The following is a 25,260-nucleotide window of genomic DNA, read 5'->3' as shown; positions in this document are numbered from 1 at the left end:
CCCCCAGACAAGATTTCACCCTCTAGAGGGATAAAACTATGAACGACCTGACCAAGTTCACGAACCAGATGGCGAAGCCCGAGACGTTCGACCAGATCCAGATCGGACTGGCGAGCCCCGAGCGCATCCGCTCCTGGTCTTTCGGCGAGATCAAGAAGCCGGAAACCATCAACTACCGCACGTTCAAGCCCGAGCGTGACGGCCTGTTCTGCGCCCGCATCTTCGGTCCCGTGAAGGACTATGAGTGCCTGTGCGGCAAGTACAAGCGCATGAAGTACAAGGGCGTCGTCTGCGAAAAGTGCGGCGTCGAAGTCACCGTCACCAAGGTGCGCCGCGAGCGCATGGGCCACATCGAGCTGGCCGCCCCGGTCGCGCACATCTGGTTCCTCAAGTCGCTGCCTTCGCGCATCGGCCTGCTGCTCGACATGCAGCTCAAGCTGCTTGAGCGCGTCCTCTACTTCGAGAGCTACATCGTCATCGAGCCGGGCCTGACCCCGCTCGAGAAGTACCAGCTCCTGACCGAAGACGAGATGCTCGACGCCCAGGACGAGTATGGCGAAGACGCCTTCTCGGCCGGCATCGGCGCCGAGGCCGTCAAGCACATGCTGATGAACCTCGACCTCGAGCAGGAGCGCGCGGATCTGCTGCAAGAGCTTGAGACGACGAAGTCGGAACTCAAGCCCAAGAAGATCATCAAGCGCCTCAAGGTCGTGGAATCGTTCATCGATTCGGGCAACCGTCCCGAATGGATGATCCTCGACGTCGTGCCGGTCATCCCGCCCGAACTGCGCCCACTGGTGCCGCTGGACGGTGGCCGCTTCGCGACCTCGGATCTCAACGACCTGTATCGCCGCGTCATCAACCGTAACAACCGTCTGAAGCGCCTGATCGAACTGCGCGCGCCGGACATCATCGTGCGCAACGAAAAGCGCATGCTGCAGGAAGCGGTCGACGCCCTGTTCGACAACGGCCGCCGTGGCCGCGTCATCACCGGCGCCAACAAGCGTCCGCTGAAGTCGCTGTCCGACATGCTCAAGGGCAAGCAGGGTCGCTTCCGTCAGAACCTTCTGGGTAAGCGCGTCGACTACTCGGGCCGTTCGGTCATCGTGACCGGTCCGGAACTCAAGCTGCACCAGTGCGGCCTGCCGAAGAAGATGGCGCTCGAGCTGTTCAAGCCGTTCATCTACGCCCGTCTGGACGCCAAGGGTCTGTCGATGACCCTGAAGCAGGCCAAGAAGTGGGTCGAGAAGGAGCGCAAGGAAGTCTGGGACATCCTCGACGAAGTCATTCGCGAGCACCCGGTCATGCTGAACCGCGCCCCGACGCTCCACCGCCTGGGCATCCAGGCGTTCGAGCCGGTCCTGATCGAAGGCAAGGCGATCCAGCTTCACCCGCTCGTCTGCTCGGCCTTCAACGCCGACTTCGACGGTGACCAGATGGCCGTCCACGTGCCGCTCTCGCTGGAAGCCCAGCTCGAAGCGCGCGTGCTGATGATGTCGACCAACAACATCCTCTCGCCCGCCAACGGCAAGCCGATCATCGTGCCTTCGCAGGACATGATCCTCGGCTTGTACTACCTGTCGCTCGACCGCGACGGCGAGCCGGGCGAAGGCATGAAGTTCGCGGACATGGCCGAAGTGCACCAGGCGCTGCACGTCGGTGCCGTGACCCTGCACTCGAAGATCGAGGCCCGCGTGCCGCAGACCGACGAGAACGGTCAGCAGTACATGAAGCGCTTCCAGACCACCCCGGGCCGCATGCTCCTGGGTGAATGCCTGCCGAAGTCGCACACGGTGCCCTTCGACGTCGTCAACCGCCTTCTCACCAAGAAGGAAATCGGGGACGTCATCGATCAGGTCTACCGTCACACCGGCCAGAAGGACACGGTGCTGTTCGCCGACGCGATCATGTCGCTCGGCTTCCGCAACGCGTTCAAGGCGGGCATCTCCTTCGGCAAGGATGACATGATCATTCCGGACTCGAAGGTGGCGCTGGTGGCCGAGACCAAGGAACTGGTTGCCGACTACGAGCAGCAGTACCAGGACGGTCTGATCACCCAGCAGGAGAAGTACAACAAGGTGATCGACGCCTGGAGCCGCTGCGGCGACCAGGTTGCGAACGCCATGATGGACGAGATCAAGGCCCAGCCGATCGACCCCGAAACCGGCCGCATGGCACAGATCAACTCGATCTACATGATGAGCCACTCGGGTGCGCGTGGTAGCCCGGCGCAGATGAAGCAGCTTGCCGGTATGCGCGGCCTCATGGCCAAGCCGTCGGGCGAGATCATCGAAACGCCGATCATCTCGAACTTCAAGGAAGGTCTGACCGTTCTTGAATACTTTAACTCGACCCACGGTGCTCGTAAGGGCCTCGCGGACACGGCGCTCAAGACGGCGAACTCGGGTTACCTGACCCGCCGTCTGGTCGACGTTTCGCAGGACTGCGTCGTCGTCGTCGACGACTGCGGCACCGAGCGCGCGCTGGAAATGCGTTCGATCGTGCAGGGCGGTTCGGTGATCGCCTCGCTCGCCGAGCGTATCCTGGGTCGTACCCTGGCCGAGGACATCGTCGACAAGGAAGGCAACGTCATCGCGACCAAGGGCCAGCTCCTCGACGAAGCCGCCGTGGCTGCGATCGAAGTGACCGGCCTGCAGTCGGCGCGCATCCGCTCGCCGCTGATCTGCGAAGCGACCCAGGGCGTCTGCGGCACCTGCTACGGCCGTGACCTCGCTCGCGGTACGCCGGTGAACATCGGTGAAGCCGTCGGCGTCATCGCGGCGCAGTCGATCGGTGAACCGGGCACGCAGCTGACCATGCGTACCTTCCACATCGGCGGTGCGGCACAGCTGAACGAAACCTCGCACCTCGAAGCGATCAGCGCGGGCCATGTCGAATATCGCGACATCCCGACGATCGTGGACAAGCGCGGCCGCATGCTGTCGCTGGCCCGTAACGGCGAGATCGTGCTGTTCGACACCGAAGGCCGTGAACGCGCACTGCACCGCGTGCCTTACGGTACGGTGCTGCTGCACAAGAACGGCGCCAAGGTCGAGCAGGGCGAACGCCTGGCCGAGTGGGATCCGTTCACCCTGCCGATCATCACCGAGACGTCGGGTATCATCAAGTATCAGGACCTGATCGACACCCGCACGCTGACCGAGCACGTCGATGACGCCACCGGCATGACCAGCCGCGTCGTCACCGAGGACCGTTCGACGGCCCGCGCCAAGAAGAAGGAAGATCTGCGTCCGCGCATCACCCTTCTCGACGACGCGAGCGGCGAATCGGCCCGCTACATGATGGCGCCGGGCACCACGCTCTCGGTCGAGGACGGCCAGACGGTCGAAGCGGGCGACATCATCGCCCGTGCCAGCCGCGAAGCCGCCAAGACCCGCGACATCACCGGTGGTCTGCCGCGCGTCGCCGAACTGTTCGAGGCCCGCAAGCCGAAGGACAACGCGGTCATCGCCAAGGTCTCCGGCCGCATCGAGTTCGTCCGCGACTACAAGGCCAAGCGCAAGATCGCGATCATCCCGGAAGAGGGTGAACCGGTGGAGTACCTGATCCCGAAGTCGAAGGTCGTCGACGTTCAGGAAGGTGACTGGGTCAAGAAGGGCGACAACCTGGTTTCGGGCTCGCCCGATCCGCACGACATCCTGGAAGTCCTCGGCGTGGAAGCGCTGGCGGAATACCTGGTTGCGGAAATCCAGGAAGTCTACCGACTGCAGGGCGTGAAGATCAACGACAAGCACATCGAGGTGATCGTTCGCCAGATGCTGCAGAAGGTCGAGATCACCGACGGCGGCGACACCACGCTGCTGGCGGCCGAGCAGGTCGACTACGAGGAAATGGCCGAGATCAACAGCAAGCTTCCCGAGGGCAAGCGCCCTGCAGTGGGCAAGCCGGTGCTGCTGGGCATCACCAAGGCCTCGCTGCAGACCCGCTCGTTCATCTCGGCGGCGTCGTTCCAGGAAACCACCCGCGTGCTCACGCAGGCGGCGGTCGAGGGCAAGAAGGACTCGCTGATCGGTCTCAAGGAGAACGTCATCGTCGGCCGTCTGATCCCGGCCGGTACGGGTGCGGGCATGAACCGCGTTCGCGTGGCGGCTTCCAGCCGTGACGCGGCGCTCCGCGCGGCCACCCGCCGCGTGCAGGAAGCCATGATCCTCGCCAACACCGCCGAGGAAGAGCACAAGGCCGAACTGCTGCGCAACGCGGCGGACGACTTGGGCGACAGCCCGCTCGCGGCGGTCGAGGGCGAAACCCATGGCACCGACGCCGATGCCGGCGATTACCTGATCAAGGGCGACGATCAGGACAACGGGGCCGAATAAGCCTCACCGCCCCGGGCAAATTGAAGAGCCCCGCCGGAGCGATCCGGCGGGGCTTTTTGCATTCGACGCCCGGGCTTAACATCTCCGTCATCCCCGCAGAGGCAGGGATGACGGAGGTGAGTTCCGACGGAATTTTCGTTGCATGAATGTCACACATCCGTCGCCATCGACGAGTTGAGCGGAACCCCCCGTGCACCCTCGGGTTTCCCCTCATGAGATGATCGAAGGTAGCTAAGACACACGAACTGTTGTTGATCAGGTACATGGACCTTTCCCGCCACGGCGGCAGCGCAGCGCGATAGCTGCCGGTCCATCCCGTCACCCCAACGCGAACAGACCTCGTTACCCCCGCACGGCGGTGCCGTTTGCTGCGTCCCTGTACGGACACGGCAGCGATGCCGCGCCCCTCGATCCCTCGTACAACTGGCGGCGCTTTCCCCCCGGCTGCCATGATGGAGTTTGAGTTATGAAGAAGATTGCACTCTGCGCGGCTGCCCTGATCGCCACGCTTCCCGTCGCCGGTTACGCGCAGGACGCCGATACTTCGGCGACCACCGAGGCCACCGCGCCTGACGGCACGCCCGCCTTCGGCATCGAGCCCTATTTCGGGATCATGGGCGGCTATGACAGCTACGACAAGCGCAGCGAGTTCGGCTCCCCGCGCGGCGGCAAGATGAACGGCGCGCTGATCCAGGGCGTCGCGGGTGTGAACGTGCCGCTCGGCCCGGTCTTCGTCGGTGCCGAAGGCAACGTCGCCAAGGGCTTCGGCGACATCGACTGGGAATACGGCGTGAAGGGCCGCGTCGGCGCCCGCGCCGGTGATAGCGGCATGATCTACGCCTCGGCCGGACACGAGTGGGTCAACGGCAAACGCGCCTATTCGGACCAGAAGGACTGGATCTACGGCGTCGGCGTCGAAGTCGGCCCCAAGGACATCGGCCTGGGCGGCGTGACCGGCAACGGCGGACTGCGTCTGCGCTTCGAAGTCGACACGTACGACTTCGACAGCATCCGCCCGATGGCCGGTGTCGTCGCGCACTTCTGATCCATCGGGAAAGGACATCGTCCTTACCGTGAAAAAGGCCCCGCCGGAGCGATCCGGCGGGGCCTTTTGCCATCTGTCAGAAGTTCGCGAAAATGCCGGTGCCCGCGACCAGCACGTTCTTCGCGCCCTGGCGGCCGCCGGGATTGATGTACCACTGCAGGTTCGGGCGCAGGCTCAGGCCGGGCATCAGGGCAATCGAATAGTTCGCCTCGATCGCATATTCGTTGCTCTGCGGCTCGATGTCTTCGCCCAGTGCCGCGTTGCGCGCGTCCTGCAGGTCGCGCAAGTTACGGTTCACGCGTGAGCGGCCGATGGCGAGGCCGATCTGGTCCTTCGGGCGTCCGGGGATCAGGCCCGAATACGTGACGCCCGCTGTGATGACATTGACCAGCTTGTTGGTCCGGTGGTCGGCGCTCACGAAGTTGAAGAAAGCTTCCAGAGCGCCCGCGCCATCGGCATCGGCGGCGGTGAATTGCTGGCGCGCGACGGCGTAGATGCTGGCGCGGCCACGCTCACGCGCGAGCGGGTCGCCGGTCAGCTGCGCAAAGCCGCCATTGTCGTCATAGACGAGATTGTTGCTCTTGGAGGTGTCGAAGAACGCGCCGACCTTGTACGTGCCCGCCAGTTTCGGGTTGCCGCCCAGCTTCACATCGAATCCGCGCTCCACGGCGACGAAGGCGCCCTGGCCCTTGAAGCCCATGTAGAAGCCCTTGTTCTGCGGGAAATTGTTGTCGTTGCGCTGGTAGACGCCGACCATCGTGTAGCCCAGCTTGTCCTTCACCTTCACCCGGCCGCCCCAGGTGGTGACGGGGAAGTTGTACCAGTAGTTGAAGCTGGTGTGACCCGGCACGACGCCGCAGAAGTACAGGCTCTGGAAGTGGCAGGTGGTGGAGCCGAAGTCCTCGCCCATCGACATCTTGCCCAGCTTGATCTCCGCAGGACCCAGCTTCTGCTGATACCACAGCGCCGCCAGACGCCATATCTGCCCGGCGCCGAACACGCCCTGCGGGTACTGCAGCAGGTCGAGGTCGTTGGTGTCGTTGATGTTGTTGCCGTGCCGGTTGGTGACGGCGGCGCGGAAGGTGCCGCCCTCGATCCCGGCAATCTTGCCCATGTCGAAGTCGAGACCGGCGCCCAGCTGCCCGGCGTACTGCGCCTGCTTGCTGGTGCCCGAATTCAGGTTGCCCGCGACGAAGCCGATGTAGCTGATGGTCGGCTTGATGCCGATGTCCTCCAGCGAAGTGCGGATGCCCGCCCAGTCGCCCAGCAGGTGCGGCTGTTCGGCCGGGGCGGAAGCGGCGGTTGTCTTCGGGCCCGATCGTTCGAACGGCTCCGACTGCTTGGGCGTGGTTTCGGTGGACCAGGTCTGGTCCTTGGTATCGCGTGCGGCGACCTGCACGACCTTGATCGAGGGCGGCGGCGGGGGAAGCGTAGCTGCGGGCATTTCGGTGTCCTCTCGGATGGACGCAGCGGGCCGCTCGCCGGGGCGCATGCGCGCGCCCGGCGGCGTGCCGGTGGGTCCGGCAGCCCGTCTCAGCGTGGGTTGGGGTTAGGGCGAGTTTGGGCGCTCAGGCCCCGTTGAGCAGGTCGTAGGCGCGGATCACCTGGCTGTCGTCGACGGTGCCGTCGCCGCGCCCCGAGGTACTCAGGAAGAACTGGTGGGCCAGCGCCGCCAGCGGGGTCGCCGCCCTGGCGCCGCGTCCGGCCTCCAGCACGAGGCCGAGGTCCTTGACGAAGATGTCGATCGCGCTTGTCACTTCGGGCTCGGCCTCCAGCATGCGCGGGCCGCGATCGTTGAGCATCCAGCTCGCCGCCGCCGATCCACCGAGGATCTCCAGCGCCATCGCGGGTTCGACGCCCACCTGCTTCGCCAGCGCCAAGGCTTCGGCGGCGGCGGCGATGTGGACGCCGCACAGCAGCTGGTTGACGACCTTCACCGCAGAGCCCTGCCCGGCGTTCTGGCCGACGTGGAACAGCTTGCCGCCGACGCCCGACAGCACCGGATTGAGTTCGGCGAAAAGCGCATCCGAACAGGCGACCATCATCGACAGCGAGCCCGCCTTCGCCCCCGCCGTACCGCCCGAAACCGGCGCATCGACGAAACGGCGGCCTGCGGCCTCGACCTCGGATGCGATCGCGGCGACTTCCATCGGCGGGCAGGTCGCAGTCAGCAGCACCACGGCGCGTTCGGGCAGCGCCGCCAGCGCGCCGCCGTCGAACAGGACCGAACGGGCCTGCGCGGCGTTGACCACCATCAGCATCAGCACGTCGGCTTCCTCGGCCGCGCCCGCCGCGCTGGTGGCGGAGGAGCCGCCTGCCTTGACCAGAGCCTCCATCGGCTCGGTGCGAAGGTCGAAACCGGTGACGGCGTGGCCCGCCTTCAGGAGATTGAGGGCCATCGGCATGCCCATGGCACCCAGACCGACGAATGCTACCTTGCTCATTTCACGTATTCCCATGGATCAGCGATTGACCTGGCGGGCGGGGATCAGCAGCACGAGGGCCACGCCGATCAGTTCGACCGCGGTGATGGTGTAGAGCCCCGCCGACAGCGACTTGGTGGCGTCCACCACCCAGCCGATGACGAAGGGCGAGACGAAGCCCGCGACATTGCCGATCGCGTTGATCGCGCCGATGCCTGCCGCCGCCCACACACCGCCGAGGAAGGCGGGCGGGATCGACCAGAACTGCGCGGTCTGGGTCAGCAGGCCCGCCGTCGCGAACGAGAGGATCAGCACCGAGAGTGGCAGGTTGCCGATCGCCAGCGGCGAGAGCGCAAGGGCGATCGCACCCATCGCCATCGGCAGCATCAGGTGGAAGCGGCGCTCGCGGCGAAGGTCGGCGCTGCGGGCAAGGACGAGGATGACGACGACCGCGAACAGGAAGGGGATCGCGCTGATCAGGCCGTTCTCCAGCGGATCGGTGACGCCCGCCGCTTTCACCATCGTCGGCAGCCAGAACGAGATCGCGTACTGACCCATGACGATGCAGAAATAGAGCAGGCTGAGCAGCCACAGGCGCTTGTCGGCCAGGAACTGGCGGAGCGACATGTGCGCGGTCTTCTCGCGGTTGTCCTCGGCGAGATCGGCCTCGATCATCTTTTTGTCGTCAGCCGACAGCCAGTCGACGTCGGCCGGGCGGTTGGGCAGCATCCAGAAGGTGGCGATGCCGGCGATCAGCGCGGGGATCGCTTCGAGCAGGAACAGCCAGCGCCAGCCGCCCCAGCCCGACGAGCCGTGGAAGGTGTCCATGATCCAGCCCGACAGCGGCGAGCCGAGCACGCCCGAGATCGGAATGGCGATGAAGAAGATCGACATCGCGCGCGACCGGCGGGCCGAGGGGAACCAGTAGGTGATGTAGAGCAGCACGCCCGGCGCGAACCCGGCTTCGGCAAGGCCCAGCAGGAAGCGCAGGATGTAGAAGTGCATCGGCGTCTGCGCGAAGGCGAAAAGCCCTGAGACGATGCCCCAGGTAATCATGATCCGCGCGATCCACAGCCGCGCGCCGACCTTGTGCATGATGAGGTTGCTGGGCACCTCGAACAGCGCGTAGCCGATGAAGAAGATGCCCGCGCCAAGGCCGTAGACATATTCGCTGAGGCCCAGCTCGCTCGCCATCTGCAGCTTGGCGAAGCCGACGTTCACGCGGTCGAGGTAGGCCGCGAAGAAGCAGAAGAACAGGAACGGCATCAGCCGCCAGGTCACCTTGGCATACAGGCGTTCGCGGTGTTCGTCCTTGGGCGCGGCGACATCGCGCGGCATCTCGGTTGCGAGACTCAACGCCTCTCTCCTTTTATGTTCTTTGATACGGTTTTCGAAGGAGCGCTTCACGGGCCCGTTGAGAACGGCCGGGAAGCGCTCCCGTTGCGACCCGGAAGGGTTAACCCAGCCAGGAAAGCGTGCGGGCAACGACCTGGTCGGTCGAGATGCCGTAGCGGTCGTGCAGCGTGGGCAGTGCGCCCGCGTCGAGGAACTTGTCGGGCAGGCCGATCTGGCGGAAGCCCGAAGGCACCGTGCCGCTGCCCAGCAGGCAGGCAGCGACCGCTTCGCCCAGACCGCCGATCACCGAATGGTTCTCGGCCACCACGACGAGGCGCCCGGGCTTGGCGGCGACGGCCTTGATGATGGTCTTCTCGTCGAGCGGCTTGATCGTCGGGCAGTGGAGCACGGCGGCCTCGACCTTGTCGGCGCGCAGGCGGTCGGCGGCTTCAAGGGTGCGCATGGTCATCAGGCCGGACGAGATGAACAGCACGTCGGCGCCATCGCGCAGCATCTTCGCCTTGCCGAGTTCGAATTTGTAGTCGTACTCGTCGAGGACGGCGGGCACCTTGCCGCGCAGCAGGCGCATGTAGACCGCCCCCTTGTGGTCGGAGATCTGCGGCACGGCCTGCTCGATGTCGATCGCGTCGCACGGATCGACGATGGTGAGGTCCGGCATGCCGCGGAAGATCGCCAGATCCTCGGTCGCCTGATGCGAGGGACCGTAGCCGGTGGTGAGGCCGGGCAGCGCGCAGCACACCTTCACGTCCAGCCCTTCCTCGGCGATGGCGAGGCACAGGAAGTCGTAGGCGCGGCGGGCGGCGAAGACGGCATAGGTCGTCAGCCAGGGCTGGAAGCCTTCGCGCGCCATGCCTGCGCCCGACATCATGAGGAGCTGTTCGGCCATGCCCATCTGGTAGAACCGGTCGGGGTGGTTCTGCTGGAAGATGTGCAGGTCAGTGTACTTGGCGAGGTCGGCGGACATGCCGACGATGTTCTGCTTCGTCTCGGCCAGCTTCGAGAGCGCATGGCCGAACGGGGCAGCGACGGTGCGCTGGCCCTCGGCGGCGATCGAGGCGATCATCGCGGACGTCTTCAGGCGCGGTTTAGCGGGTGCTTCAACGGACATTGCGGTCAGTCTTTCGTAAATCTGGGGAAGGTCAGGCGGCTGCGGCGGCGTAGCCGGCGTCGAGCACTTCGATGGCCTTGTCCCACTCGTCCTCGTCGACGCGGATGAAGTGCGTCTTCTCGCGCTCCTCCAGGAACGGCACGCCGCGCCCCATCAGGGTGTCGGCGACGATCACGCGGGGGCGCGGATCGTCGAGTTCCCGGGCCTTGTCGAAGGCTTCGACGAGGGCCTCCATGTCGTTGCCGTCCACGAACTGCGCATGCCAGCCGAAGGCGGCGAACTTGGCGGCGATGTCGCCCATGCCCAGTACCTGCGTGGAGGGGCCATCGGCCTGCTGGTTGTTGAAGTCGACGATCGTGATGAGATTGTCGAGCTTCCAGTGCGCGGCCGATGCGGCGGCTTCCCAGGTCGAACCTTCGCCCAGTTCACCGTCCGACATCAGGTTGTAGACGAACTGCCCGGTGCCCTTGCGCTTGAGGCCGAGCCCCATGCCCACCGCGATGCCGAGACCCTGCCCCAGCGAGCCGCCCGAGATTTCCATGCCCGGCGTGTACGAGGCCATGCCCGACATCGGCAGGCGGCTGTCGTCCGAACCGTACGTTTCCAGTTCCTCGAGCGGGATCACGCCCGCCTCGATCAGCGCGGCGTAAAGCGCGATGGCGTAGTGGCCGATGGAAAGCAGGAACCGGTCGCGGCCTTCCCATTCCGGCTCACCGGGACGGTAGGTCAGCGCGCGGAAGTACGAGACGGCGAGCACGTCGGCGACGCCGAGAGCCTGTCCGACATAGCCCTGACCCTGAACCTGACCCATCTTCAGCGCATGGCGACGGATGTTGTAGGCGCGGCGCGAAAGCTCGGCGACCGGCATGTTGGTTGCGGAAACGGTCATCAATTCTCCTCACGACGCGAGGAGATTGCCTTCTGCCCGGTCTGCGGGCGTTTGGTGCGATCCTCTCGGCGTCAGTTTTTCTGATCTGTTGCCGCTTTATCAATTCCACATGCACCTATGACAAATGGACGTTTCTCACTATATGGTGACTGAGATTCACCTATGCCGATTGCATTACAGCCTCTCAGCGTCTTCGAAGCCGCCGCCCGCCAGGGCTCCTTCCGTCAGGCCGCCGACGAACTCGGCCTGACGCCGAGCGCGGTGAGCCACGCGGTCACCAAGCTGGAGAACAGCCTCGGCACCCGCCTGTTCGACCGCAGCCTCCGGCAGATAAAACTGAGCGCGGACGGCGAGGCCCTGTACCGCCACGTCGCCGCCGGGTTCGTGGAGATCCGGCGCGGGCTGGAAGAAGTCTCGGCCCGCCGCGCCCGGTTCCTGCGCCTGCACGCCGCGCCCAGCTTCGCGGCCTTGTGGCTGACCCCGCGCCTGCCCGCGTTCCTCGAAAGCCACCCCGGCATGGACATCCGCATCACCGCCAGCACCGACTATTCGCGCTTCGCCGCCGACGAGGTCGATGCCGACATCGTCAACGGCCCGCCGCTGCCCGGCCCGGTCAAGGCGATCCCGCTGGGGGAGGAGGAGGTGACGGTGCTCTGCACACCGCAGATGGCGGCTTCGATAAGGTGCCCGGCGGACGTGATGGCGCTGCCGCTGATCAACGGCGACCGCAACCGCGTGACCTGGGCGCGCTGGGCGGAACTTGCCGCCGTCCCGGCGCCGAAGGCTTACGCGATGCGCTTCGACCGCAGTTTCATGGTGATCGCCACTGCTGCCAACGGGCTGGGCGTAGCGCTCGAATCGACCCGCCTCGCCCAGCGCGAACTGGCGGAAGGGCGGCTGGTCGCGCCGCTACCGGGATGCACGATTCGCGAGACGCTGCATTCGCTGGTCTATCCGCTGATCCACGCCGACCGCCCGATCATCCGTGCGTTCGAGACGTGGCTGCTGGCGGAACTGGCTTCGGCCGAGACCTGAAATCCTGCCGGTGGGGGCTTCGACAAGCTCAGCCTGAGCGGGGTTGAAAAGTCCATCTTACCTCTGCTCAACCCAAGGGTGCGGAGAGGTTGTTACACCATACCCGCTCACCCTGAGCTTGTCGAAGGGTCGCAGCCCCACCTCAACACCTCACTCCGCCGCGACGGCTTCCTGCGCGGCGTTGGCGGCCTCGATCTCCGCCGCCTTGGCTTCCACCAGGCTGACGATGTGGTCGAGCATGGATTCGCTCTGCACGGTGTGGTCGGTCACGCCCGAAAGGTAGACCATGTGCTTGCCGTTGCCGCCGCCGGTCAGGCCGATGTCGGTCTCACGCGCCTCGCCGGGGCCGTTGACGACGCAGCCCAGCACCGAGAGCGAGAGCGGCGTCTTGATATGCTGCAGGCGTTCTTCCAGCGCCTCCACGGTGCGGATCACATCGAAGCCCTGCCGTGCGCAGCTGGGGCAGGAAACCACGCGAACGCCGCGCGTGCGCAGGCCGAGCGCCTTCAGCATCTCGAAACCGACGCGCACTTCCTCTTCCGGCTCGGCCGAGAGCGAGACGCGCAAGGTGTCGCCGATGCCCGACCACAGCAGCATGCCCATGCCGATCGAGGACTTGACGGTGCCGCCGATCAGCCCGCCCGCCTCGGTGATGCCGAGGTGCAGCGGGCAGTCCACCGCGTCCGCCAGCCCCTGATAGGCGGCGACGGCGAGGAACACGTCGCTGGCCTTCACCGCCACCTTGTACTCGTGGAAGTCGTGGTCCTGCAGCAGCTTGATGTGGTCCATCGCCGATTCGACGAGGGCATCGGGGCAAGGCTCGCCGTACTTTTCGAGGAGGTGCTTCTCGAGGCTGCCCGCGTTCACGCCGATGCGGATCGCGCAGCCGTTGGCCTTGGCGGCGCGCACCACTTCGGCGACGCGGTCGGACGAGCCGATGTTGCCGGGGTTGATGCGCAGGCACGCCGCGCCCGCGTCGGCGGCTTCCAGAGCGCGCTTGTAGTGGAAATGGATGTCCGCGATCAGCGGCACGCGCGATCCGCGCACGATCTCCCGGAACGCCGCCGTCGATTCGACGTCGGGGCAGGAGACGCGGATAAGGTCCGCCCCGGCGTCCTCGCAGCGGCGGATCTGCTCGATCGTCGCCTTCGCGTCGGATGTCAGGGTGTTGGTCATTGTCTGGACCGTGATCGGCGCATCGCCGCCGACGGGGACGCTGCCGACCATGATCTGGCGGCTCTTGCGGCGCTCGATATCGCGCCAGGGTCGGATGGAGGACATGAAGCCTCTATAGGCGCTCTGCCTTGCGGATTGAAGACGCATTCCGGTGTGCTGGCGACTTCGCGCGATTTCGGGCATTCACGCGTCCATGACTGTGCATGCTTCCGACAAACCCCTCACCGACGACGAGTCCTCCGAACTCCCGCTGCTGTTCGGGCGCGTGCTCGACGGCCGGGGCGGCGCGCGCGTGGTCGGATGGAAAGAGGCACAGCGCTGGAAGCCCGGCGTAGAGGGCGAAGTGCTGTGGATCCATCTCCTGCGCACCCATCCCGGCATGCAGGAGTGGCTGGAGGCGCACTGCGCCATCCCCGAGCCGACCGCCGAATTGCTCACCAGTGACGCCAACCGCCCCCGCGCCTTTCGCGAAGGACAGACGCTGGTGGCGACGCTGCGCGGGATCAACTTCAACCCCGGCGCCGCGCCCGAGGACATGCTCTCGCTGCAGTTGTGGAGCGACGGCAGCCGCGTCGTCACGCTGCGCCGCGCGCCGCTGCAGACACCCCGCCTCGTCGCCGACGACCTCGACGCAGGCAGCGGGCCGCATGACGCGGGCGCGCTCGTCACCGCGCTCACCGAGCACCTGATCGACCGCATGAGCCACGCCATCGTCGACATGAACGCCATGATCGACGACCTCGAGGACGAGACGGCCGATACTTATACCGACCAGACCCTCGACAAGATCGCCATGATCCGCCGCCAGAGCCTTGCCCTCAAGCGGCACATGTCGCCGCAGCACGAGGCGCTGACCGCCATCGCCAACGGCGCGCCCGGCTGGTTCGAGGACCACGACCGGCGCGAGATCGCCGAATCGATCGCCCGCCTGCGCCGCTATCTCGACGACCTCGACATCAGCAAGGAATCGGCGGTCGTGCTGCAGGACGACATCCGCGCCCGAGCCGCCGCGAACAGCCAGCGCACGCAGTATGTGCTGGCGGTGGTGGCTGGGGTGTTCCTGCCGCTGACCTTCATCACCGGCTTGCTGGGGATCAACGTCGGCGACATTCCGCTGGCGGAGCAGGGATCGCACGGCTTCTGGATCATCGTCGGGGTTTGCGCGGCGATCCTGGGCGTGGAGATCGCGCTGCTCAGGCGGTTGAAGTGGTTTTGATCCTCCCTGTTCCGCAGGAATGGGGAGGTGGCAGCGCGAAGCGCTGACGGAGGGGTTCGCCCCCTCCACCACCCGCTACGCGGGCGGTCCCCCTCCCCATCGCTTCGCGACAGGGAGGAGCCTTAAAGAACCTTCGCGAACAGGAACTCCTCGTCCCGCTGCTCGCCGACCATGAAGTGGATGTCGGCGACCTTCTCGAACCCATACCGCGCGTAAAATTTCTGCGCCCCGGGGTTGTCGGAATAGACCGAGAGCTGGACCTCGCCCGCCCCGAAGGCCGCCGCTTCCGTCAGCGCCCAGTCCATCAGTGCCGCGCCGATGCCCTGCCCGGTCGCCTCGGGCGCGGTGTAGAGTTGCTTGAGTTCGATCACGTTCCCTGACCGCGCATGTTCGGGCCAGCCGCAGGCCATCACCAGCTTGCAATAGCCGAGCAGGTGCCCGTCCCGCTCCGCCAGCATCACCCGCATCGCAGGGTCGGCGATCTCCTTCGCCACCTTGGCCTCGCTGTGCGAACCGGCAAGGAAGTTCGCCAGGTCGTCCGGCACGTAGAGGTGGCCGAACTTGGCGACGAAGCTGTCGGTGCCCAGACGCGCCAGCGCGGCGGCATCGGCGGGGGTGGCGGTACGAAGCTCCATTACAGTTCCTTGGTCATGCAGATCGAAAAATCATCGGAGACGTAGTCCCCGAAAGGCGCGCACTCGACGAAGCCGTGCGCGCGGTAGAGGCCGTGGGCCGGGTGGAACGGCTCGGGCCGCCCGGTCTCGAGGCTGACACGGGCGTAGCCGCGCACGCGGGCCTCTTCCAGCAGCCGCAGCAGCAGCGCCTTGCCCACGCCCCGGCCGCGATACTCGGGCGCGGCGCGCATCGACTTGAGTTCGCCGTGGCTTTCGGAAAGGTGCTTGATCGCGCCGCAGCCCGCCAGCACATCGCCGTCCCATGCGGAGAAGAACGTGACGTCCGGCTGGCGCAGGCGCGCTGCGGGCATGGCGTGGACGCTCTCGGGCGGGGACCAGCGATGCATCTCGTCGAGGTGGAACTGGAGCAGCGCCAGCACCGCTTCTGAGGTGAGGTCGTCGGGGACGATGCGCAGGTCGATTGTCACGGGTTCCATCTTCTCATTCGTCATTGCAAGCGTAGCGAAGCAATCCAGGGCAGTTCAAGTCCGCCCTGGATTGCTTCGCTACGCTCGCAATGACGGCGTATGGGGGCGAAGGAAGAGAGACAAGAACCCTATCCGCCAGAATGCTTGTCGGCCTTGCGGCGGCCCATCCGCATGCCCGCTTCCAGCCGCGCCCGCAACTGGGTGTAGTAGTCCGAGAGGAAGCGCCGCTCGGCGCCCCAGCCGTCGTTGCGGCCGATCTTCTCGGCGATGGTCTGGTAGACCGTCTCGACCGCGTCGGTCCGGTCCTCGCGCAGCACGCGCTCCAGCGCCTGCAGCTCGAATTCGCCGTAGACCGCCAGTTCGTGCTCCTCGAAGCGGAACTGGAAGCGCTCGGCCACCGGCGCTTCGGAGGTCGTCATCGCCGCCTCCAGCTTCTGCTTCGGGCGTTCGAGCACCCAGCTTCCCGCAATCACGTCGCCCGCGCGCAGGGCATCGCGGTTGAACAGCGGGAACAGCAGGAAGATCGCCAGCCACCCCGCCGCCGCCAGCCAGGCCATGCCGTTGTCCGGCCCCGCCATGGCGATGAGCGGGATCGGCAGGAACATCTCGATATCGCGCAGGAGATTGCGGGCGATCACCATCTCGGCGGTGAGGCGGCCGCCGTCGCGCGCGGCGATGCGGATGCCGGTCATGCGCTTGCCCGGCGTCGCGCCCCTCGGCCCCAGCTCGAAGTAGAGGAAGTAGGCGTTGCGCAGCAGGAACATCGCCACGATCCACACGACGATGAGGAACTGCAAGACCTGCGCCCCGGCCCCCTTGCCGTCGACCGCCTGCGCGATCTGCGCCGCGCCGCCAGCGACCTGCATCAGCGCGATCGAGGTGCCGATTATCAGCATGACGATGATAAGAAGGTCGAGGATCAGCGCCCCCACCCGCGCCCCGCGCCCCGCCACGGTGACCGGCAGCGCGATGCCCTCCGGTGTCACGAGCACGCGCTGCTTGCCGGAGCGCGCACGGTTGATCCGGCGCTTCATCGCCCGGCCCTCCCGCGATAGGCGAAGAAGTAGGCGCTCCACGCCAGCAGCATGAACCCGCCGACGGCCAGGCGCGCCGGCGTCTGGTCGACCAGCTGGCGCGCAAAGCCCTCCAGCAGCGCGGCGACGACGAGCATCAGCACCACGCCCACCATCACCACCGCCGCGCGGCGCCCGGCCTCGGCGGTCGCGGTCAGCACCGGGCGGTTCCCGGGAAAGGCGATCGCGCGCCCGACATGCAGCCCCGCCGCGCCCGAGAGCAGGATCGCGAACAGCTCGGTCGTGCCGTGGATGCTGATCCAGCCCGCGAAGTCGAGCAGCAACCCCGCCTTCCAGTAGACCCAGCCCATCGCCCCCAGCCCGGCGAGATTATGGACCAGCAGCAGCAGCGACGGAATTCCGAGCGCAAAACCGAGCGCAAAGGCGAGGATCGAGACTTGCGCATTATTGCTGAACAGTTGGGCAGCGAAAATGCTCATGCCCGTCTTCTCGGTATTGCCGAAGATCGTGCCGCGCAGCGCATCGGCGCTGGCGCCGGGGACGCGCTCGCCCGCCATCTCGCGGCCCATCAGGGCGAAGTACCATTCGGGATCGTGCGAAACGAGCAGCCAGCCGACCACCGCGCCCGCCACCATGACGAGCAGGGCGATGCCGATCTCGAAGCCGATGCCGCGCACCGCCCGGCTCCAGCCGCCGCCGAGGAACCCGCGCAGCCACTCCCACAACGACGAGCGCGGGCCGTAGACCACGAACCACGCCCGCTGCACCAGCGATTCCAGATAGCCCAGCGTCGCCGCATCGAGCGAGGTTTCGCGCGCGATCGAGAGGCTGGACGCGACGGTGCGATAGAGGCCGGGCAGCGCCAGCAGGTCCTCGTCCGAGATGCCGCGCAGGCGCCCCTTCTCCATGCGCACGACGATATTCTCGAGCCGCTGCCAGTCCGCCTCGCGCTCCAGCCGGAAGCGGTCGGAACGCAGCGCGGCGCTTTCGATGGCGGCATTCGATATCGCGTTCATCCGATCGCTCCCGAACGCTTGATGGCAAGGTAGGCATCGATCAGCCGGGTGCCGACCTGCCGCCAGGGCGCCTCGATCACATCGACGCCGATCTGCCGCAGCCGCCGGGTGACGACCGCGCGCTGGCGTAGCAGGCCATCGGCGGCGACCGCCATCGACAGCACTTCCATGTCGTCGGGCTCGGCGGTGGACAGCGTCTCCAGTTCCTCGTCCGCCATCGTCACGAACAGGACGACATGGCGCGACACCAACCGTCCGATGCTTTCGATCATCAGTTCGGCGCTGGTGGGGTCGGAAAAGTCGGAGAAGATCACGATCAGCGAGCGGCGCTGCAGCCTTCCCGCGAGCGTCGCCAGCGCAAGGGTGAAGTTGGGCTCCTCCGTGCGGTACTCCAGCCCCGCCGCCGCGCGCTGTAGGCGGTGGAACTCGCTGCTGGCGGTGACGAAGGGCGTCGCCACCTCGGGCCGCGAAGCGAAGCCGAACAGCGAGACCCGGTCGCCGCCCTTGAGCGCCACGAAAGCGGTCGCCAGCGCCGCCGAGACCGCGCGATCGAGGCGGGGCATCCCGGCGATCGGCTCGCACATCGCCTGCCCGCAGTCGAAGGCGAAGACGATCTGGTTGTTGCGCTCGACCTCGTATTCCTTGGCATAGAGGTGGACGTGACGGGCCGACGATTTCCAGTCGATCCGGCGCCGATCCATGCCGGGCTGGTACTCGGCGAGCGATTCGAACTGCGTCCCCTCGCCCCGGATGCGGCGGGCAAGCAGGCCATATTGCGCATCCTTGAGGAACGTCTGCAGCGTGGGGGAGCGCACGGCGGCGACGTTGGGCCAGACCCGCACCGTCTCGTCCAGAGTCCCCGCCAACTGCCGCGCGCCGAGGCCCAGCGGCCCGGTCCAGCGCAGCCATGCGCGGGTAACCTTGCCGGTGCCGCGACGCGAGGGCGTGAAGGTGCCGGAGCCAAGCCAGCCGCCATCACCGGCGGTGAGCGGAAACACCAGCCGCCCGCCGGGTGCGAGGCGCGGGTCGCACTCCAGCGCCAGTTCCGCGCGCGAGGGCCTGCCGGAGCGCAGCGCGACTGCGGCCTCCATCCGGCCCTCGGCGCCGACTTCGACGTCGCCGGGCACCGTAACCCGAAGGTCCGCGACCCGGCCGCCAAGCAGTGCATCGATCACCACCAGCACCAGCACGGCGAGCCCCGCGACCGGCGCGATCACCCACAAGTCCGGGCTCGCCGCCGCGATCACCAGCGCGACCGGCGCGATCGCCGCCAGCGTCACCGCCGCGCGGGCCGTCGGGACTATCGGGGCGAAGGCAAACTTCACCGGATCAGCGCGGCGCTTCGGTCTGCTCGACCAGCTGGGCGACCAGCGCCTCGACCTGCTTGCCCTCGATCTCGGCCGCCGGGCTGAGCAGCAGGCGATGGCGCAGCACCGAAGTCGCCAGTGCCTTCACATCATCGGGCACCACGTAGTCGCGCCCATCGAGCGCGGCGCGGGCGCGGGCGGCACCGGCCAGCAACACGGCGGCGCGGGGGGAGGCACCGCTCGACAGGTCCGCAGACTCGCGGGTCGCACGCACGAGGCGCACGATGTAGTCGGTGACACTGTCCGCCAGCTTCACCGAGGCCACTGCCCGCGTCACCGCTTCCAGCTGCGCAGGGGTCGTGACCGTGACGATGCCCACCTCCGCCGGTGTCGGCGCACCGCGATTCTCGCCATAGCGCGCGACGATGCGACGCTCCTCCTCGGCGCTGGGATAATCGACCAGCACCTTGAACAGGAAGCGATCGAGCTGCGCCTCGGGCAGCGGGTAGACGCCCTGGCTCTCGATGGGGTTCTGCGTGGCGACCACGGTGAAGTGCGGCGGCAGCGGATGCGCGGTGCCGTCCAGCGTCACGCGGCGCTCCTGCATCGCTTCGAGCAGCGCGGCCTGCGTCTTGGGCGGGGTGCGGTTGATCTCGTCCGCCAGCAGCAGGTCGCAGAAGATCGGGCCGTGCGTCAGGGTGAACTGGCTGGTCTGGAAGTTGAACAGGTTGGAGCCGAGAATGTCGCCCGGCATCAGGTCCGGCGTGAACTGGATGCGCCCGAAGTCCAGCCCCAGCGTCGCCGCGAAGCACTGCGCAAGGAAGGTCTTGGCGGTCCCCGGAGGTCCTTCCAGCAGTACATGGCCGCGCGCCATCAGCGCGATCAGCAGATGCTCGATCGTCTCGGCCTGCCCGATCACGCCCTTGCCCACTTCGGCGCGGATCGCCTGCGCGAGCGCGCCTACTTGTGCGATATCGGGTGCAGTCTCGGTCATCGGGTCAGCGTCCTTTCGAGCGCGTGGAGATCGCGCGCGGCCTTGAGGAGATCGTGCGAACGCCCGGCCGCATGGAGGCGGGCGGCGATCACGGAGAAGGGCTCACCATCAGCCCCGCGCGCGGCAAGCGCCCGGTCGATGGCGGCGTCGGTGTGCTCGGCATCCACGCCGCGCGGCAGGGCCAGCGCCGCGACCAGCCGTTCCCGCGCGCGGTCGGCGTAAGGCGGGCCGAGCAGGTGGAAACGGCGCGTGCGGCGCACCAGCCCGGCAGCATTGCTCACCAGCGCGCGCTTGCCGAAGGCGATGGCCCGCTCGGGCACCAGCAGCGGCCCGAAGCGCAGGAACGCGCGCCAGCCCACCGCCACCGCCGCCAGCAACAGGCACAGCGTCGCGGCAAGGAACGGCGGCGTGAAGGCGAGCGTCAGCAGGTTCTGCGCATGGCCGTAGCCGGGCAGGGTCATGTCGAACACGACAGCGCCGCCCGGCCTGACCCCGGTGGCGCGCACCAGAGCTTCGGCCAGCTGCGCGCTCTCGATCCGGGCCATCCCGTAGTTGTCGAGGAGGTCCGGCTCGAAGACCATGACCACCGGATAGCGCCCTTCGTCGTAGTCCTCGCCCTCGATATAGTGCTGGCCGTCCTGCGCCATCGCGTCGAGGCCGTCGTAGCGGCCACCGTCGTCCATGAAGCCCGCCAGCACCAGCTTGCCGTCGCGGCTGACGGCAAGCGGCACCAGCCCCTCGCCCTTGCCCGCCTGCACGGTGCCGGTGGGCAGCGTCCCGGCGATCCCGTCGGTCCGCCAGCCCGCCTGCGCTTTCGGCAAGGTATCGTCGCTCAGCGTCAGTTCGTCGAGGAATCCCGGCCAGTCCAGCGTGCTTTCGCCGCCGAGGCGCACCCAGCCTTTCTTCGCCTTGTCGCGCTGCTCGCGGATCGGCGGCATCGGCTGCCACTTGGGCGCGATCACCAGCGTCGGCCCGATCGAGCGCCGGGCGCTGACGATCTTGTCGATCTCCTTGCCCTTGATGATCGCGGGCGGGGTAAGCACCAGAAGTCCCGGCCTTTTGAGTGCCGCAGGATTGCGCGTCGCCTCGACCGCGAAGCCGCGCCGTTCGAGGTAGTCGGCCATCGCCGCATAGCCGTTGAGGCCCTTGCCCTCCGCATGCGCCTTGCCGTCGTTGGCGGTGCCCATGCCGATACCGGTGCCGATCATCCACAGCAGCGCCACGAACAGCAGCGCGCCGAGCACCACCATCGCCAGCACCGCCCAGAGCGAGAACGGATTGGCGCCGACTGCTACGCCTTTCGTCTTCACGTTCATGCCCGAAGCTCGACTTGCGCGAACTGCGCATAAGCGGTGCGGGCGGCGGTCCAGTCCTGCGCGTCGAGATCCCGCAGCGCGAACAGCGCACGCTCGACCCGCCCGGCGATCACGGCGAAGGCGCTGCGGCCGCTCTCGGGCAGCATCGGCAGCACGGCGATCTCGCGCGCGGTGCTGGCGGGATGGAGCCAGTCGGGCCGCGCGTCGGAAATCTGGCGCACGCTGCGCCGCAGCAGCAGATGCGCGGCCTCTCCATAGCGACCCTGCGCGGCGAGGGTGTCGGCGTCTTCCAGCAGCGCCACCGCCTCGGCCTGCGTCGGAGTCCAGTGGACCTCCTCCAGCTTCGGACGGCGGCTGCGCCAGGCGTCGAGGCTAGGCTCGATCAGCAGGCGCCAGAGGATGAACAGCGCCAGCGCCGCCGCTCCGGCGATGAGAATCCACTGGAACACCGGCCACGACATGCCGAGCAGCTTGCCGACCGGCGCGAAGATCGCCTCCAGCAACCGGCCGAGCGCCTTGAGCCATTCGGGAATGTCGGAGGGGGGAACGGGCTTGGGGTCCGGGAGCGGCGTGAACTGGATGTCCGCCGCGTCGCGCACGGCCTTCCAGTCCCGCGCCGCGTCTGCGGCCGAACCCGCTTCAGTGCCCCCGCCAATCGTCACGCCCGGCACGATTGCATGGCGGGAAGTGCGGCGCAAGCGGTTGAAAGGGTTCGTCGTGTCAGGGAAAGGCCCCCTCCGTCAGTCGCTGCGCGACTGCCACCTCCCCATCGCCACGCGACAGGGAGGATCAGGCAAATCCTCCCCGTTCCGCAGGAATGGGGAGGGGGACCACACGCGTAGCGGGTGGTGGAGGGGTCAGCCCCGCTTGCGCGCCTGCTCGTACGTCCCCAGCGGGCGCACGTACTTGCAGTGGAACGCCAGCTCCTGCAGCGCCGAATCGATGCGTGCCTCGCCGGGGGCGCCTTCGATATCGGCGTAGAAAGTCGTCGCCGCGAAGCTGGCGCCGATCTGGTAGCTCTCCAGCTTGGTCATGTTGACGCCGTTGGTCGCGAAACCGCCCAGCGCCTTGTAGAGCGCCGCCGCGATGTTCTTCACCTCGAAGATGAAGGTCGTCATCGCCTGCGTGCCCTTGAGGTCGAACGGGTCGAGCGGCTCGCGCGCCAGCACCACGAAGCGGGTGGTGTTGTCCGAGGCGTCCTCCACCCGGTCCTCGACGATGTCGAGACCGTAGAGTTCGGCCGCCAGCCGGGGTGCGATGGCGCAGGCGTCGGGGTCGCCCTGCTCGCGCACCAGTGCCGCAGCGCCCGCGGTGTCGGCATAGGCCATCGGCACGATGCCCCGCTCGCGCAAGTAATGGCGCGACTGGCCGAGCGCCTGCGGGTGGCTGTAGGCCGCCGAAAACGGGCCTTTCGCGCCGGGCAGCGCCATCAGTGCGTGGCTGATCGGGGTGAAATGCTCGCCCACGATCGACAAGCCGCTTTCGGGCAGCAGGAAGTGGATGTCGGCGACGCGGCCGTGCTGCGAATTCTCGATCGGGATGATCGCGCGGTCGGCCCGCCCCTCCTTCACCGCGTCCAGCGCATCCTCGAACGAGAAGCACGGCAGCGGCAGGCAACCGGCATCGTATTCGAGCGCGGCGCGGTGGCCGTTGCAGCCCGGCGCGCCCTGAAACGCGACGGCGCGCGCGGGCTGTGCCTGGGCGGCGGCTTCCATCTCGGCGACGAGGGCGATGGCGGGCTGGGGATAAGCATGCATGACGTGCGCGCGATTAGGCGGCGTGGCGAACAAGCGCAATGGCCGAATTCCGTATCGGCACTTGCGCTGGATCAAGGCGGACATTAATGCCCGAAGCCAACAGGATGAGTGAATAATCACCGCGGGGCATGCTGAATGGACGATCGTTTCAATACTATCGCCGGTTGGACTCTTTTTTCGGGCATCGTCGGCCTGGGACTGACGATCGCCAGTTCGATGTATTTTCAGGCTGACAAGCATCACGCGCCGGAGACTGCGGGCTATGCCGTCGAAGGTGTGGCCGAGGAAGGCCCGGGCGGCGGCGATCCGCCGATCGCGACGCTTCTCGCCGCCGCCGACGTGGCCAAGGGCGAGGCGACTTTCGCCAAGTGCACCTCGTGCCACACGATCAATGCGGGCGGCGCCAACGGCATCGGCCCGAACCTGCACGGCGTGGTGGGCGAGGCGATCGGCCAGGGCGTGGGCGGCTTCGCGTTCTCCGACGCGCTCAAGAGCAAGGGCGGCAACTGGTCGTTCGACAGCCTGAACGACTGGCTCAAGAGCCCCAAGGCCTTCGCGCCCGGCACCAAGATGACCTTCGCCGGTCTGTCCAAGCCGGAAGACCGCGCCAACGTCATCGCCTACCTGAATTCGCAGGGCTCGAACCTGCCGCTGCCGGCCGCAGACGCGGCTCCGGCGGCCGACGCTGCGGCAGCGCCTGCGGCGGGTGAAGCCGCACCGGAAGCGTCCGAAGCGGCGGCGCAATAACCCGATCCGGCCCCTTCAAGGGATCGCCGGTTGAAAACGGTCCGCTAGCGCCGCCGAGTCGCTAGCGGGCCGTTTTCGTCTTTACGAGACAAGTTCGGCGCGACCTTGCAAACAACCCCGTCATCCCAGCGAAGGCTGGGACCGCTGGCCTGTTACGGCCAACTATCGTTCAAACGCCTTGCCGAGGGTTGAGCTTTACTCGGCCAGCGGTCCCAGCCTTCGCTGGGATGACGGGGTTGTGCGTGCAGTTAGCACACGCGGAAACACCCGCTGGCGAGTGCGGGCCATTACGCCGGGGAAATCAACGCGAATACCGAGAACATCGGGTCGGCGTCGGGAGCGTCCAAGCTGGGACGCGGGGTTTTGTTTTCCGTGAAGCTCTGGCGAGCGGCCGGGTAACTCACGGTGCAGCCCGGCTCGACCTGTATTCCATCGGACTTGTCCCATGTGGCCATCGTTAGGGTTCGCAGCGTTATCGGCCGAAGGCTATCCGGGATGGCCCTCCCAAGTCCTGCCGTGTGTCGCAGGATCGTATGGACGGCGTTTCCGGTAGCGCAGAGACAGTCCGGGTCTTCGATGGGCGCGTGGTTTGCACAGCTGCGGCTTGAAACCGCATCCCGGCCCACGACGCCGACCCGATACACCGAAGCAATGTGATCTGCATTGCTCCGGATGTTGGGCCATATAACCTATTTGGCGAAAAATGTCAATCCTCAACCGCCTCGCCGCGCCCCTTGAAGCCCTTGGCGATGACATACCACTCGGACGAATCCTTGCGGCTGGCGGGCGGCTTGGCGTGCTTGACGCTGGTGAAATGCTTCTTGAGCAGCGCCAGAAGCTGCGTGTCCGTCCCCCCGGCCAGCACCTTGGCCAGGAACGTCCCGCCGGGTGCCAGGTACTGGATGGCGAAGTCCGCCGCCGTTTCAACCAGGCCCATGGTGCGCAGATGGTCGGTCTGCTTGTGCCCCACGGTGTTCGCCGCCATGTCCGACAACACGAGGTCCGGCGCTCCCTCCAGCGCCGCGTCGAGCGCCGCCGGGGCCGCGTCCGCCATGAAATCCATCTCGAAGATGGTGACCCCCTCGATGGGGTCGGTGGGCAGGAGATCGATGCCGACGATCTTCGCCTTGGGCCGCTTCAGGCGCAGCACCTGGCTCCACCCTCCCGGTGCGATACCGAGATCGACGGCGCGCTCCACGCCCTTGAACAGCTCGAATTTCTCGTCGAGTTCCAGCAGTTTATAAGCGGCGCGGCTGCGATAGCCGTCGGCCTTGGCCTTCTTGACGTAAGGATCGTTGAGCTGGCGCGTCAGCCAGCGCGCCGAACTGGTCGAGCGCTTCTTGGCTGTCTTGAGCCGCTCGCCGGGATCGCGGCCGGAGCGGCTCATCGGGCGTGGACTGCG

The 25,260-nt window shown here is 66.9% G+C and carries 22 protein-coding genes (1 of these 22 running past the window's edge); 5 read left to right on the top strand and 17 right to left on the bottom strand.

Annotated elements, in window-relative coordinates; genetic code table 11:
* Positions 1-38: 38 nt before the first annotated feature.
* Together rpoC and BES08_RS14745 are read left to right on the top strand one after the other, a co-directional pair.
* Complete coding sequence (gene rpoC / locus BES08_RS14750) at positions 39-4,337, top strand: DNA-directed RNA polymerase subunit beta' (RefSeq protein WP_069708768.1); 4,299 nt, start codon at positions 39-41, stop codon at positions 4,335-4,337.
* Positions 4,338-4,803: 466 nt separating this feature from the next.
* Positions 4,804-5,382, top strand: a complete 579-nt coding sequence (locus BES08_RS14745) for a hypothetical protein (protein WP_008829405.1) — start codon at positions 4,804-4,806, stop codon at positions 5,380-5,382.
* A 76-nt stretch (positions 5,383-5,458) separates the two neighbouring features.
* On the opposite strand, the gene BES08_RS14740 is transcribed toward BES08_RS14745, so the two are convergent.
* From BES08_RS14740 to BES08_RS14720, 5 genes are all read right to left on the bottom strand, one after another.
* Positions 5,459-6,826, bottom strand: a complete 1,368-nt coding sequence (locus BES08_RS14740; RefSeq protein WP_069708767.1) for a carbohydrate porin — start codon at positions 6,824-6,826, stop codon at positions 5,459-5,461.
* Between the two features lie 124 nt (positions 6,827-6,950).
* A complete protein-coding gene (locus BES08_RS14735; protein ID WP_069708766.1) occupies positions 6,951-7,826 on the bottom strand; it encodes an NAD(P)-dependent oxidoreductase in 876 nt (291 codons plus the stop codon).
* A gap of 18 nt (positions 7,827-7,844) precedes the next feature.
* Positions 7,845-9,161 carry an MFS transporter gene (locus BES08_RS14730; protein ID WP_231958041.1) on the bottom strand — a complete coding sequence of 439 codons (1,317 nt, stop codon included), beginning with the start codon at positions 9,159-9,161 and terminating at the stop codon, positions 7,845-7,847.
* A gap of 100 nt (positions 9,162-9,261) precedes the next feature.
* Positions 9,262-10,269, bottom strand: a complete 1,008-nt coding sequence (locus BES08_RS14725) for a transketolase family protein (protein ID WP_069708765.1) — start codon at positions 10,267-10,269, stop codon at positions 9,262-9,264.
* Positions 10,270-10,300: 31 nt separating this feature from the next.
* Positions 10,301-11,158 (bottom strand): transketolase, encoded by an 858-nt coding sequence (locus BES08_RS14720; protein WP_036528477.1) that lies wholly within the window; start codon positions 11,156-11,158, stop codon positions 10,301-10,303.
* A 162-nt stretch (positions 11,159-11,320) separates the two neighbouring features.
* On the opposite strand from BES08_RS14720, the gene BES08_RS14715 reads away from it, so the two are divergent.
* Positions 11,321-12,193 carry a LysR substrate-binding domain-containing protein gene (locus BES08_RS14715; RefSeq protein WP_069708764.1) on the top strand — a complete coding sequence of 291 codons (873 nt, stop codon included), beginning with the start codon at positions 11,321-11,323 and terminating at the stop codon, positions 12,191-12,193.
* Positions 12,194-12,343: 150 nt separating this feature from the next.
* On the opposite strand, the gene ispG is transcribed toward BES08_RS14715, so the two are convergent.
* Positions 12,344-13,474: a flavodoxin-dependent (E)-4-hydroxy-3-methylbut-2-enyl-diphosphate synthase gene (gene ispG / locus BES08_RS14710; protein WP_036528480.1), complete on the bottom strand. Its 1,131-nt coding sequence runs from the start codon at positions 13,472-13,474 to the stop codon at positions 12,344-12,346.
* Positions 13,475-13,562: 88 nt separating this feature from the next.
* On the opposite strand from ispG, the gene BES08_RS14705 reads away from it, so the two are divergent.
* Complete coding sequence (locus BES08_RS14705; RefSeq protein ID WP_069708763.1) at positions 13,563-14,585, top strand: zinc transporter ZntB; 1,023 nt, start codon at positions 13,563-13,565, stop codon at positions 14,583-14,585.
* A gap of 122 nt (positions 14,586-14,707) precedes the next feature.
* On the opposite strand, the gene BES08_RS14700 is transcribed toward BES08_RS14705, so the two are convergent.
* The 9 genes from BES08_RS14700 to BES08_RS14660 form a co-directional block, all read right to left on the bottom strand.
* Complete coding sequence (locus BES08_RS14700; protein WP_069708762.1) at positions 14,708-15,220, bottom strand: GNAT family N-acetyltransferase; 513 nt, start codon at positions 15,218-15,220, stop codon at positions 14,708-14,710.
* The gene (locus BES08_RS14695) at positions 15,220-15,696 is read right to left on the bottom strand and encodes a GNAT family N-acetyltransferase (protein ID WP_069709279.1); all 477 of its coding nucleotides are present in this window, start codon (positions 15,694-15,696) and stop codon (positions 15,220-15,222) included. The genes BES08_RS14700 and BES08_RS14695 overlap by 1 nt, the downstream gene beginning before the upstream one ends.
* A 119-nt stretch (positions 15,697-15,815) precedes the next feature.
* Complete coding sequence (locus BES08_RS14690; protein WP_069708761.1) at positions 15,816-16,721, bottom strand: RDD family protein; 906 nt, start codon at positions 16,719-16,721, stop codon at positions 15,816-15,818.
* The gene (locus tag BES08_RS14685) at positions 16,718-17,737 is read right to left on the bottom strand and encodes a stage II sporulation protein M (protein ID WP_069708760.1); all 1,020 of its coding nucleotides are present in this window, start codon (positions 17,735-17,737) and stop codon (positions 16,718-16,720) included. The genes BES08_RS14690 and BES08_RS14685 overlap by 4 nt, the downstream gene beginning before the upstream one ends.
* Positions 17,734-19,062 carry a DUF58 domain-containing protein gene (locus BES08_RS14680; RefSeq protein WP_069708759.1) on the bottom strand — a complete coding sequence of 443 codons (1,329 nt, stop codon included), beginning with the start codon at positions 19,060-19,062 and terminating at the stop codon, positions 17,734-17,736. The genes BES08_RS14685 and BES08_RS14680 overlap by 4 nt, the downstream gene beginning before the upstream one ends.
* Positions 19,063-19,066: 4 nt before the next feature.
* Complete coding sequence (locus BES08_RS14675; protein ID WP_008832972.1) at positions 19,067-20,038, bottom strand: AAA family ATPase; 972 nt, start codon at positions 20,036-20,038, stop codon at positions 19,067-19,069.
* On the bottom strand, positions 20,035-21,354 hold the full coding sequence (locus BES08_RS14670; protein WP_069708758.1) for a DUF4350 domain-containing protein: 1,320 nt from the start codon (positions 21,352-21,354) through the stop codon (positions 20,035-20,037). The genes BES08_RS14675 and BES08_RS14670 overlap by 4 nt, the downstream gene beginning before the upstream one ends.
* Positions 21,351-22,052: a hypothetical protein gene (locus BES08_RS14665; protein ID WP_083274692.1), complete on the bottom strand. Its 702-nt coding sequence runs from the start codon at positions 22,050-22,052 to the stop codon at positions 21,351-21,353. The genes BES08_RS14670 and BES08_RS14665 overlap by 4 nt, the downstream gene beginning before the upstream one ends.
* A gap of 159 nt (positions 22,053-22,211) precedes the next feature.
* Positions 22,212-23,111, bottom strand: coding sequence for a prephenate dehydratase (locus tag BES08_RS14660; protein WP_008832975.1), 900 nt, complete (start codon positions 23,109-23,111; stop codon positions 22,212-22,214).
* 135 nt (positions 23,112-23,246) lie between these two features.
* Here BES08_RS14660 and BES08_RS14655 point away from each other — a divergent pair, with 135 nt between their 5' ends.
* Positions 23,247-23,858 (top strand): c-type cytochrome, encoded by a 612-nt coding sequence (locus tag BES08_RS14655; RefSeq protein WP_008832976.1) that lies wholly within the window; start codon positions 23,247-23,249, stop codon positions 23,856-23,858.
* Positions 23,859-24,564: 706 nt separating this feature from the next.
* Here the strand turns inward: BES08_RS14655 and BES08_RS14650 are convergent.
* Positions 24,565-25,245 carry an RlmE family RNA methyltransferase gene (locus BES08_RS14650; protein ID WP_008833541.1) on the bottom strand — a complete coding sequence of 227 codons (681 nt, stop codon included), beginning with the start codon at positions 25,243-25,245 and terminating at the stop codon, positions 24,565-24,567.
* Positions 25,242-25,260: the end of a Ppx/GppA phosphatase family protein gene (locus BES08_RS14645; protein WP_036528496.1), read on the bottom strand. 1,346 nt of this gene lie beyond the right edge of the window; the window shows 19 of its 1,365 coding nt (coding positions 1,347-1,365); its start codon lies beyond the right edge, outside the window; its stop codon occupies positions 25,242-25,244. The genes BES08_RS14650 and BES08_RS14645 overlap by 4 nt, the downstream gene beginning before the upstream one ends.

Origin of the sequence: Novosphingobium resinovorum (genome assembly GCF_001742225.1) — a bacterium.
GTDB classification, from domain to species: domain Bacteria; phylum Pseudomonadota; class Alphaproteobacteria; order Sphingomonadales; family Sphingomonadaceae; genus Novosphingobium; species Novosphingobium resinovorum_A.
The sequence above is the reverse complement of the archived record's forward strand: the minus strand, read 5'-3'. Positions and strand labels throughout refer to the sequence as shown.